We start from the raw sequence: 10,820 nt of genomic DNA, 5'->3' as shown, positions 1-10,820 counted from the left end.
TAGTCATGATAATAGGGCCTTCTGATTAGAAGGCCCTATTATCAATGATTTTTATCCTCGTGACGACACTATCTAAGCAGGAACAATGCTCTCAACGGGCTTTTTTACCGCTCGCGAGAGGGAATACCAGTCAAAGCGCCGCGTCAGTATCATCACGGTACTCAGTGCTGCAAACAGCACGCCCGTTCCCAGCAGCAATGCGCTGTCTTCTGAATTCAGCAGACTCCACATCACGCCATACAGCACCAGCAACGCGCCGCTAAAAGGCAGGCTCGCACGCCAGCTTTTCAACACGCCCTGCAAATAGACACCGTTGATTGCCGTACCCAGTACGCTGGCAATTAACCACGCATGGGTAAAACCGACATGCTCTGACAGCGCCAGCAGAACCAGATAAAACATCACCAGCGATAACCCCACCAGCAGATATTCCATGGGGTGCATTTGCCGCCCGGTAAGACTTTCAAAGACGAAAAACGCGGCGAAAATGAGGGCGATGAGCAAAATCGCATACTTCACCGCTCTGTCCGTTAACTGGTACTGATCCGCAGGCGTCGCGATGTTGACGCTGAACGCCGGCAGACGCCATTCATTGCTACCACTCAGACTCAGAATATCGCGAACTTTGCTGTCCAGATTGTTGGCAAACCAGGTACTTTGCCAGCGCGCCTGGTAACCCTCGGGGCCCACCTCGCGTTTAGCAGGCAAGAAGTCACCGGTGAAGCCAGGATGAGGCCAGTCCCCCATCAGCGCCATTTCGCTGTTTCTCCCCAGTGGAACAACAGAAAATGCCCCGGTGCCGTTGAGGCTGAATGATGCGTTCAGGGTGATATTTTTTTGCGTAATACCCGATGCAGTAAGCGGGACATGGATCCCCTGCAAGTCGCTCATCAGGCCGGAACCGGGTTCCACGTTGAGTGATTCGCCATTCACTTTCATCGTCCGTATTTGCCCAATCCCTCTGGCATCGCTCAGGGCAAAGACCACAAACGGCTCACCCAGTTGCCGTGTCTCACTGGCTTCCAGGCCAGAACGCTTTGGGTCAAATTCGGCATTTATGCTGATATCGCCATGCCAGACTTGCCCTTCGTAGATCCCCACCTGGCGGTTTTCAACCTGCTGTTTTCCTTCGACCATCAGCGATTCAGGCAGCCAGAAACGGATATAGCTTTTCGTGCGGCGAATCTCTTTCGGCGGCTCATCTCCCGTCGACTCGAGCGTTGTCACAACGTCCGTCACCGGGATCGCAATCAGCGGGCCAATCAGCTTTTGCGGCCCGGCGCTGCTTTGCCGCAGCGTATCAGCAACCTCATTGCGGTAGTCGCTGCGTTCTTTGATTAAGTTGCCCACCATGATTAGTGGGATCAGTAACAGACAAATGCACCCTGCCAGGGTGGTAATTTTCCAGAATAACGGTGATTTCAACATAGCCCCTCCTTGTGTGTTGTACGCAGAGTAACGGGGCTATAAGAGGAGAATTTGAAGTTATGTGAAGTGACGGTGAAGTGTCAGCAGCGCCTGTGTACCGCCCTGCGGCAGGTTACTTACCTGAATGGTTCCCTGATGCAAACGCGCAACTTCCTGCACAAACGCCAGCCCAAGACCACTGCTCTTTTGCCCGTTATCCCGGGGCAAGGAGTAGAAGCGTTCAAAGATGCGCTCAAGGGCGTAATCCGGGATGCCTGGCCCACTGTCACAGACGGTGAAAACGGTCTGTTCATCCTGCTCGTAAGCACGCAGCGAAATGTGTCCGTCGCGAGGGGTAAAATCGATGGCATTGTCGAGCAGATTCCCCAACGCCTGGCCCAACAGCCCGGCATCTGCCTCGGTGACAAGCGTTCCGGCATCGCATTCCAGCGTCAGATTTTTTGCCGCCAGCACCACGCTGCGCTCATCCTCAAGCTGGCGGAACAGGTCATCGATACTGATGGATGTTGTAACCACATCCTGACGATTTTCGAGCTTCGCCTGCTGTAGCAGTTTCTCCACCAGCGCCTGCATCCGCGCGTTTTGCGCCAGAATATTGTTGGTAAAACGGGTGGCAACCTCCGGTGGCGGATTTTCATGAAGAATCTCTGCCGCGCCGCGGATCGCCGCCAGCGGGCTTTTAAGCTCATGGGTGAGCGCATAGACGTACTGCTCGATGTAATTTTTCCCTTCGAGCTTAAGGCGCATACTCTCCAGCGCCTGCGCCAGCTTGCGCAACTCGCTGCTCCCCAGATTCGGCAGCGGTAAGGGGTGGTTTTCGCTTACGGCATCCGCATAGCGGGTCAATTTACCGATGGAGCGGTTAATCCACAGCGTCACCCCAAGCCCAATCACCAGAGCAATCCCCAACAACGCCGCGCTGGCCCAAAGCATGCGCCGCTCGCTGCGTTTGATAATCGGGGCAATCGCACTGTTGGGTTTGCCCACACTCAGTACGCCGATAATACGTCCCTGGTCGGTGACGGGAGCCGCCACGTACATCACGGTACTTTCCGGGTCGTTTGGGTCGGAAGGCGTACTGCGCGCACCGTATTTCCCGCGCAGCGTCAGCCAGACATCGTTCCAGCGGGAATAATCCTGCCCAACGGCAAGGCCTGCCGAATCAAAAACCACCTTACCCAGCGCATCGGTCATGTAGACATGGTATTCGTTACGCACCTTGCGGATGCCGCTGATATTGGCGTTAATCTTGCCCTGGGTGAGCGAAATAAACGCCTCGGCCAGCTTGCCGTTTTGCGCCTGCCCGGAGAGCAAATCCGCACGCGCCACCTCTGCCAGCAGCGTGGCGGTATCGATAAGCGTGCCTTCGGTTGCTCTTCTTACGCCCGGCTTGATCTCCTGGACGAAAATCGACAGCACAAACCAGGCGGCAACCGCCACAATCAAAAAATAGCCCAGCAGCAGCCGCATCCCGATACGCATTAGCGGATACCCAGGCTGTAACCCATACCGCGATGAGTATTGATCGGCGACAGCTCGCCATTCACCGCACGCAGTTTGGCGCGCAGCGTTTTGATGTGGGTATCGACGGTACGATCAAAGCTCTCTTCGGCATCGGTCCAGACGAGATCCATCAACTGTTGACGTGAGAAAACCCTGCCCGGTGCATGCAGCAGGGTTTTTAACAGCAGGAATTCATAGCGAGTAAGGGGGAGAATATCGCCACACCAGCGGATGATGGCCGCCTCTTCATCCAGTTCAAATTGCCCGACGCGAAGGAGCGAAGATTGCACCGTGGCTTTCTGGAAGCGGCGCAACACGGTACGCACTCGGGCGCACACTTCTCTGGGCGAAAAGGGTTTAGCGATGTAGTCATCGGCCCCCATTTCCAGCCCCAGTAGCTTGTCGATCTCATCGCTGCGCGCGGTCAGAAACAGCACCGGCAACCCCGGTGCCTGAGCCAGCAAACGCCGACACAACTCAAAACCGCTAATATCCGGCAGCCCAACATCCAGGATCGCAAGATCCGGCAGTTGCCGCGCCGCCGCGTCGAGGACGGGTAGCCCCCGCTCAAACGCGGTGACGGCAAACCCATCCTGCTGCAACATATAAATCAGCGTTTCGGCAATACTTGCCTCGTCTTCAACCAGCCAGATTCGCGGTTGTGGCATCTCCATTCCTTTTATTTGCCCCAGGGCATAATCGGCACCGCGCTCAGTGCGTTTTTCGGCGATCCATCTACCACTTTATCGGAATAGGTCAAATAAACCAGCGCGTTACGTTTGCTGTCGTAAAAACGGACCACCTGCAGCTTCTTGAACACCAGCGAGGTGCGCTTCTGGAAGACCACGTCACCCTGCGCTTTGCCGTTTTTGATCTTATCACTGAGCTCGATTGGCCCTACCTGCTGGCACGAAATCGCCGCATCAGATGTGTCTTCCGCCAACCCCAGGCCGCCTTTAATGCCACCCGTTTTTGCCCGACTCAGATAACAGGTCACATTTTGCACATCCGGATCGTCGAACGCCTCGACCACAATTTTGTGATCCGGGCCGAACATTTTGAATACGGTGTCCACCGAGCCAATCTGTTCCGCGTGAGCAGAACCCCACAGCAACGCTAATGAGGAAAGTATTAAACGTGTGTATTTCATATTGTTACCATTTTTGAATATAACGTTGAGCGACTATTCACGAGCCAAAGAGGAAAAGGTTTATAGATCACTAATTTACAAAAATTATCATGAAAATCAGAGACAATGCGCACTAACGCACAAAAAAAACACTGAATGCTAAAATAACAAACAGTGGTATTATCCCTTTACTGGTATCAGGCGTAAGCCGTTTTAAGGATGAGGATATTTTATGGATCAGGCTGGGATTATTCGTGATCTTCTTACTTGGCTGGAAAGCCACCTGGATCAGCCATTGTCGTTAGATAATGTGGCGGCAAAAGCCGGTTATTCCAAGTGGCATCTGCAAAGGATGTTCAAAGACGTGACGGGCCATGCGATCGGCGCTTACATTCGCGCGCGCCGCCTGTCGAAGTCTGCTGTCGCTTTGCGCCTGACCTCACGCCCCATTCTGGATATCGCTCTGCAGTACCGCTTTGATTCTCAGCAAACCTTCACGCGCGCTTTTAAAAAGCAGTTTAACCTGACGCCCGCGCTGTATCGCCGCTCTCCTGACTGGAGCTCTTTTGGCATCCGCCCGCCGCTGCGTTTAGGTGAGTTTGCCATGCCGAGATATGAGTACGTTACGCTTCCGGAAACGCAACTCATTGGTACGACCCAGAGTTATACCTGCTCGCTGGAAGAGATCTCCGATTTCCGTCATCAGATGCGTATTCAGTTCTGGCGTGAGTTTTTAGGCAATTCGCCGACCATTCCGGCAGAAATGTATGGCCTGCATGAACCGCGGCCAAGTCTGGACAAAGACGACGAGCAAGAGGTGTTTTACACCACCGCCCTGACACCGGAGATGGCGAATGGCCATATGCATAACGCCCATCCGGTACTGCTGGAAGGCGGTGAGTATGTGATGTTCTTCTATGAAGGGCCGGGTACTGGCGTACAGGAATTTATCCTGACCGTCTACGGTACCTGCATGCCGATGCTGAATCTGACACGCCGTAAAGGCCAGGATATTGAGCGGTTCTACCCGCAGGAAGATGCGCGCACGCAAGAGCCGCCGCTCTACATCCGCTGCGAGTATCTGATTCCTATCCGCCGTTAACGCTGCAACTCATCCAGTGCAGGAGCGTCCAGATGTGAGACATCTCCTGCCGTTTCCACGACCCATCCTGACGCCAGCCACGCGCTATCCTGATAATCGATACGGGAAATAGAGCAGTTACGCAAACGCAGGCGGCGCTCAGCATAAGCCGGAAGACCCAGAATGGTGCTCAACAGACAGCCCAGGGCCATGCCGTGGCTGACGATCATCGGGCGGCTCCCTGGCGGGAGCTCCAGCGTGGTCGCCAGGGCAGCATGCATGCGATCGGCAAGCTCCTGCATCGACTCACCGCCGGGAATGCGCCCGTCTGCGGTGCCATTCACCAGTTGACGACGCCAGCCTTCTTCTTCTTCGGTCAGGGTTTCGAGGTTACGCTGTTCGAGCACACCCATATCAAGTTCGCGCAGGCGCGAATCGAGGGTGATGTCGCAGACGCATAGCTCTGCAATGATTTCAGCCGTGCGACGTGTACGTCCGAGGTCGCTGGCAATGATATGCGTGACGCCCAGCGCTTTCGCGCGCTCAGCCACCTGCCATGCCTGCTGTTCCCCTTTTTCGGTTAACGGACTGTCTGAATGGCCTTGAATACGACGCTCGGCGTTCCACTGCGTTTCACCGTGGCGGACAAGGTATACCTGTAACATGCTTTTATATCCATTATACTGCGATGAAGTTTATTATATGAGGAAGGCCTTACCCGTCATGCAGAACGCGTCTCATTACGGGCAGCCAGCTATAGATTATGCACCATGTTGTCTCTGCTACCACAAACCCCGCCAAAATTCGGGCGATTCTGCACGCTTTTGATGAGATTTTCGGTGAAGGATCTTGCCATATCGACGCTATCGCTGTTGAGAGCGGTGTACCAGAACAGCCCCTCGGCAGTGAAGAAACGCGCGCAGGTGCCCGCAACCGCGTCATTAACGCCCGTCATGCCCGCCCCGACGCAGACTTTTGGGTCGCTATCGAAGCCGGAATTGATGAAGGCAGCACCTTTAGCTGGGTAGTCATTGAAAGTCGCGAACAGCGCGGTGAAGCCCGTTCTGCCACTCTGCCCTTGCCGGAGGTAATTCTGCAGAAAATACGTGCGGGTGAGGCGCTGGGCCCGGCGATGTCGGCGTACACCGGGATTGATGAGATTGGCCGCAAAGATGGCGCGATTGGCGTGTTTACCGCCGGGAAGTTAACGCGCGCCAGCGTATATCATCAGGCCGTGATACTGGCGTTAAGCCCGTTTCACAATGCGGTCTATCGCTGACCGTTAAGCAGCGTCTGCTCCAGCCATAAGCGCAGGTCGGCAGGCGCGGCTTTCAGGCTGTTCGATCCACGGGTGATCGTGGCAATGCCCGCACCGAGCTCACTTTTAAGTTCACGCTGACTCATCTCACCGCGCAACAGCTCCTCGATAATCCGCACGCGCGTGCCTAAAGCTTCACGCTCATCAGGGGTGAGCATCAGGTTAAGCAACGGAAGATGTAAATCCTGTTCGTAAGACTGCCTGACGAGTTCGACAAAGCGCAGCCATTCCTGGTGACGCTGTTCGGCCATGGCCGCTGAATAGGGTGATTGCTGGGTCATAATTTGCCGCCGTTATGCTATGTACTCGCTAGAGAGTACACAGCATAACACAAACCGCAGAAATCAGTAACGGCGCTGCCACTCCGCGTCCGTCAGCACCGGAGCCTTAGTACCGTCCATAAAGAAACGGTAGTAAGCGTCATAGGCCAGCACATTTTTCACATAGCTGCGGGTCTCGGAAAACGGGATGCTCTCGATAAAGGCCACCGCGTCAATTCGCCCGCCGCTGTTGTTCAGCCAGGTGCGCACCCTGCCCGGCCCGGCGTTGTATGCCGCAGAAGAGAAGATACGGTTATTGCCAAACTGCTGATAGACGTACTGCAGGTAGCTGGTACCGATATTGATGTTCACCTTCGGTTCCAGCAGTTGTACCGCATTGCTGTAGCCAGGAATATTAAACATCTTCACCGTGTGCGTCGCGGTACCCGGCATGATCTGCATAAGCCCGCTGGCCCCCACCGGGGAGCGTACTTTCGGGTTCCAGGCGCTCTCCTGGCGCGAGATCGCCATCGCATAGCTTTGCGGGATATCTTTGCCGCGCGTGTAGCGGGCATAAAGGTCGTTGTAGGCCAGCGGGAAACGTTCCTCCAGTTGATCCCACAGCTTACCGGCGATCGTCGCCTGCACGCTCAGATCCCACCAGTGCTGATTAAACGCATAGCGCGCCAGCTGTGCCTGCTCCTGCACGCTACGACTGGTGATCAAGTTGGCCCACTCACTGCGGGCGGTGTTGTCCTGATTCCAGTACATCAGTTCGCGCACACGGGACATCTCCGGCCCGTTTGCCAGCGCAGGATCGATATTGCCCGGCGCCTTGTCGATTTTCATCGTGTACGTTTCGCCCAGACGCTGGGCCGCCGCCATCGGGTAGAACCCGCGTTGCTGCATCAGCGCATGGAGGATCTCTTTCGCCTCGGCATCACGCCCGCGCTCCTGCAGCAGATCCGCCTGCCAGTATCGCCACTCATCCTTCTCTTTGGCTTCCATCGGCAAACGCGCAAGCCAGGTATTCAGCCCACGGCGGTCGCCGTTGCCGATAGCCATCCGCACGCGCCGCTCAACGATCGAGATAGACTGTGAGCGCATGATGGCGTCATCGCGCCAGCGCGCCTGCTCATCGGTCACGTCATTACCCATCAGACGCCAGGCGACAATATCGCGCAGCGTTTGCGTCTGACCTTCATTCAGTTGCTGTGCCTGCACCAGTGACGGGATCATCAGCCGGGCGTTTTCCACATCGTCACGTGCGACGCTTTCGAACGCCTCGGCGGCCATCTGGCGGGTAAAATCGGTCGCGCCCGTGGTGCGGGCAAAGGTCATGACGCTGCCAGGATTGTTGGCAAGCGTAATGATGGCAGACGAGATGGTCTGATAGTCCGGCGGCATCTGGCCCGCCAGCAGAATAACCAGCCGCGTATTGCCCGCTTTCATCGCCAGACGAATACGTTCCAGAAACGCCAGTGGGTCCTGCGTGCCGGAGGCGCGCCATGCGCCAAAGAGCCGGTCACAGGCGTTCGGCTGGCTGCTTCCCGTCAGCCAGAGTTCTTTCGCCCCCTGCCAGGCTTCGTCGGCCTGTCCGGTGCTCCATTTCGCAAAGTAGTAGTTACATTGCGCCTCAGTTGTTGTGGGTTTTTCCGGGCTGAATGCCAGCAAACCGCGCCAGTCTTCCCGACGCGCCAGCTCATTGATAAAGCGCGTTTTCAGGGTGCGTGCGGGCGGTAACGTGGGGTTTGCCTGAATAAAATTGGTCACCGTCACGGCGGGTTGATTCATCAGATCATCGGTTATCTGGCGGTACTGCAGATAGGGATACAGCGGGTAGCTTTGCAGCCCTGGCATCAGTTGCGATACCACGTCCATCTGCTTGTTGTCCCACGCCTGTTTGATCTGGGCATAGCGATTACGTTGTTCATCCAGTGAGTCCGCTCGCGCCACATTGCTGAGGGACAGCAAACAAATACTGGCCGCCAGAAAACGCCAGGCGACATGTTTAGCTCTCTGCACAGCTTATTCCCCTTATAAAAACGTTACCTACAGCGTCATGCCGCATAATGCCTTAATGCTAACCGTGCACGCCGTAACGCGCCACGTCCTGAACACTTTTTTACCTTTCTTGTGTGATTTAACACTCCAGGCGCGGCTGGCTGGGATTGAGCACGGAAAACGGCTACACTTCACCTTTGAAAACTATCACCATTAATTAGCCCTAAATAATTCAAGATGCAGGAAGGCGGCAATCGAATGAATCCAGGAGCTTACATCAGTAAGTGACTGAGTGAATGAGTACAGCCAACACACCTGCGTCCTGAAGTATGACGGGATAAAAAGAGGCGAAGTCCAACGTGGCTCAATTCGTATATACCATGCATCGTGTCGGCAAGGTGGTTCCGCCGAAACGTCACATTCTGAAAAATATCTCGCTGAGTTTCTTCCCGGGCGCGAAAATCGGCGTTCTGGGTCTTAACGGTGCCGGTAAATCTACTCTGCTGCGCATCATGGCTGGCATCGATACCGATATTGAAGGTGAAGCCCGCCCGCAGCCGGGCCTTAAAATCGGCTACCTGCCGCAGGAACCTCAGTTGAACCCGGAGCAGACCGTTCGTGAATCCGTCGAAGAAGCGGTTGCCGAAGTGGTTAACGCGTTAAAAGGTCTGGATGAGGTCTACGCGAAATACGCTGAGCCAGACGCTGACTTCGATAAACTCGCCGCACAACAGGGCAAGTTTGAAGAAATTATCCAGGCGCATGACGGCCACAACCTGAACGTGCAGCTGGAACGTGCCGCTGATGCGCTGCGCCTGCCAGACTGGGACGCGAAAATCGCCAACCTGTCCGGTGGTGAACGCCGCCGCGTGGCGCTGTGCCGTCTGCTGCTGGAAAAACCAGACATGCTGCTGCTCGACGAACCGACTAACCACCTGGATGCAGAGTCCGTGGCCTGGCTGGAACGCTTCCTGCACGACTTCGAGGGTACCGTGGTGGCAATTACCCACGACCGTTACTTCCTCGATAACGTTGCCGGTTGGATCCTTGAACTTGACCGTGGTGAAGGTATTCCGTGGGAAGGCAACTACTCCTCCTGGCTGGAGCAGAAAGATCAGCGTCTGGCACAGGAAGCGTCTCAGGAAGCGGCCCGTCGTAAATCCATCGAGAAAGAACTCGAGTGGGTTCGTCAGGGTGCGAAAGGCCGTCAGTCTAAGGGCAAAGCCCGTCTGGCACGCTTTGAAGAGCTTAACAACGTTGAATACCAGAAACGTAACGAAACCAACGAACTGTTTATTCCGCCAGGAGCACGTCTGGGGGATAAAGTGGTGGAAGTTAGCAACCTGCGTAAATCCTACGGTGACCGCCTGCTGATTGACGACCTGAGCTTCTCCGTTCCGAAAGGCGCGATTGTCGGGATCATCGGTCCGAACGGCGCGGGTAAATCTACCCTGTTCCGTATGATGTCCAACCAGGAACAGCCAGATGCCGGTTCTATCACCCTGGGTGAAACCGTCAAACTGGCTTCCGTGGACCAGTTCCGTGACGCCATGGACAACAGCAAAACCGTCTGGGAAGAAGTGTCCGGCGGGCTGGATATCATGCGTATCGGTAACACCGAGATGCCAAGCCGCGCCTATGTTGGCCGCTTTAACTTCAAAGGCGTTGATCAGGGCAAACGCGTTGGCGAGCTGTCCGGTGGTGAACGCGGTCGTCTACATCTGGCGAAGCTGCTACAGGTTGGCGGTAACGTGCTACTGCTCGATGAACCAACCAACGACCTGGATATCGAAACCCTGCGCGCGTTAGAAAACGCCCTGCTGGAGTTCCCGGGCTGTGCGATGGTTATCTCGCATGACCGTTGGTTCCTTGACCGTATCGCGACTCACATTCTGGACTACCAGGACGAGGGTAAGGTGGAGTTCTTCGAAGGTAACTTCACCGAATACGAAGAGTACAAGAAACGCACCCTGGGTGCGGACGCGCTGGAACCGAAGCGTATCAAGTACAAACGTATTTCAAAATAAATATCCTCCGGCATAGCCGGAGGTTTTTCTGATGCGCCTATAAGGCTCTCTTACCAGCCGCGCCCTAACA

10 protein-coding genes are annotated in these 10,820 nt (G+C 55.3%); 3 read left to right on the top strand and 7 right to left on the bottom strand.

Annotated elements, in window-relative coordinates:
- Nucleotides 1–72 precede the first annotated feature (72 nt).
- Genes creD through creA form a run of 4 tightly spaced genes read right to left on the bottom strand, consistent with a single transcriptional unit; the run spans nucleotide 73 to nucleotide 4,081 of the window.
- Entirely contained in the window at nucleotides 73–1,428 is a 1,356-nt protein-coding gene (creD, locus tag ACSZPU_RS19455; RefSeq protein WP_499002167.1) for a cell envelope integrity protein CreD, read from the bottom strand.
- Nucleotides 1,429–1,485: 57 nt separating this feature from the next.
- Nucleotides 1,486–2,910: a two-component system sensor histidine kinase CreC gene (gene creC, locus ACSZPU_RS19450; RefSeq protein WP_499002165.1), complete on the bottom strand. Its 1,425-nt coding sequence runs from the start codon at nucleotides 2,908–2,910 to the stop codon at nucleotides 1,486–1,488.
- Nucleotides 2,910–3,599: a two-component system response regulator CreB gene (gene creB / locus ACSZPU_RS19445; protein ID WP_499002163.1), complete on the bottom strand. Its 690-nt coding sequence runs from the start codon at nucleotides 3,597–3,599 to the stop codon at nucleotides 2,910–2,912. Before creB ends, creC begins: the two co-directional genes overlap by 1 nt.
- A gap of 11 nt (nucleotides 3,600–3,610) precedes the next feature.
- Nucleotides 3,611–4,081 carry a protein CreA gene (gene creA, locus ACSZPU_RS19440; protein ID WP_499002161.1) on the bottom strand — a complete coding sequence of 157 codons (471 nt, stop codon included), beginning with the start codon at nucleotides 4,079–4,081 and terminating at the stop codon, nucleotides 3,611–3,613.
- A gap of 211 nt (nucleotides 4,082–4,292) precedes the next feature.
- Between creA and robA the strand changes: the two genes are divergently transcribed.
- Nucleotides 4,293–5,162, top strand: coding sequence for an MDR efflux pump AcrAB transcriptional activator RobA (gene robA / locus ACSZPU_RS19435; protein ID WP_499002159.1), 870 nt, complete (start codon nucleotides 4,293–4,295; stop codon nucleotides 5,160–5,162).
- Here robA and gpmB read toward each other — a convergent pair.
- On the bottom strand, nucleotides 5,159–5,806 hold the full coding sequence (gpmB, locus tag ACSZPU_RS19430) for a 2,3-diphosphoglycerate-dependent phosphoglycerate mutase GpmB (protein ID WP_499002157.1): 648 nt from the start codon (nucleotides 5,804–5,806) through the stop codon (nucleotides 5,159–5,161). The two genes, robA and gpmB, sit on opposite strands and share 4 nt — an antisense overlap.
- A 98-nt stretch (nucleotides 5,807–5,904) precedes the next feature.
- On the opposite strand from gpmB, the gene yjjX reads away from it, so the two are divergent.
- Nucleotides 5,905–6,420, top strand: a complete 516-nt coding sequence (gene yjjX, locus ACSZPU_RS19425; RefSeq protein ID WP_499002156.1) for an inosine/xanthosine triphosphatase — start codon at nucleotides 5,905–5,907, stop codon at nucleotides 6,418–6,420.
- On the opposite strand, the gene trpR is transcribed toward yjjX, so the two are convergent.
- Both trpR and sltY read right to left on the bottom strand, forming a co-directional pair.
- Entirely contained in the window at nucleotides 6,411–6,740 is a 330-nt protein-coding gene (gene trpR, locus ACSZPU_RS19420; protein ID WP_499002153.1) for a trp operon repressor, read from the bottom strand. The two genes, yjjX and trpR, sit on opposite strands and share 10 nt — an antisense overlap.
- A gap of 63 nt (nucleotides 6,741–6,803) precedes the next feature.
- Complete coding sequence (gene sltY, locus ACSZPU_RS19415) at nucleotides 6,804–8,744, bottom strand: murein transglycosylase (protein ID WP_499002148.1); 1,941 nt, start codon at nucleotides 8,742–8,744, stop codon at nucleotides 6,804–6,806.
- A 338-nt stretch (nucleotides 8,745–9,082) separates the two neighbouring features.
- Here sltY and ettA point away from each other — a divergent pair, with 338 nt between their 5' ends.
- Complete coding sequence (gene ettA / locus ACSZPU_RS19410) at nucleotides 9,083–10,750, top strand: energy-dependent translational throttle protein EttA (protein ID WP_499002145.1); 1,668 nt, start codon at nucleotides 9,083–9,085, stop codon at nucleotides 10,748–10,750.
- Nucleotides 10,751–10,820 lie beyond the last annotated feature (70 nt).

This window comes from Phytobacter sp. V69, assembly GCF_965644215.1.
Lineage (GTDB): Bacteria > Pseudomonadota > Gammaproteobacteria > Enterobacterales > Enterobacteriaceae > Phytobacter.
Note: the sequence above shows the minus strand (reverse complement) of the source record. Positions and strands in the feature narration are given on the sequence as shown.

What these genes read in the sequence shown, in the direction of transcription:
- creD (WP_499002167.1), bottom strand. Translation starts at nt 1,428, where the DNA reads ATGTTGAAATCACCGTTATTCTGGAAAATTACCACCCTGGCAGGGTGC.
- creC (WP_499002165.1), bottom strand. Translation starts at nt 2,910, where the DNA reads ATGCGTATCGGGATGCGGCTGCTGCTGGGCTATTTTTTGATTGTGGCG.
- creB (WP_499002163.1), bottom strand. Translation starts at nt 3,599, where the DNA reads ATGCCACAACCGCGAATCTGGCTGGTTGAAGACGAGGCAAGTATTGCC.
- creA (WP_499002161.1), bottom strand. Translation starts at nt 4,081, where the DNA reads ATGAAATACACACGTTTAATACTTTCCTCATTAGCGTTGCTGTGGGGT.
- robA (WP_499002159.1), top strand. Translation starts at nt 4,293, where the DNA reads ATGGATCAGGCTGGGATTATTCGTGATCTTCTTACTTGGCTGGAAAGC.
- gpmB (WP_499002157.1), bottom strand. Translation starts at nt 5,806, where the DNA reads ATGTTACAGGTATACCTTGTCCGCCACGGTGAAACGCAGTGGAACGCC.
- yjjX (WP_499002156.1), top strand. Translation starts at nt 5,905, where the DNA reads ATGCACCATGTTGTCTCTGCTACCACAAACCCCGCCAAAATTCGGGCG.
- trpR (WP_499002153.1), bottom strand. Translation starts at nt 6,740, where the DNA reads ATGACCCAGCAATCACCCTATTCAGCGGCCATGGCCGAACAGCGTCAC.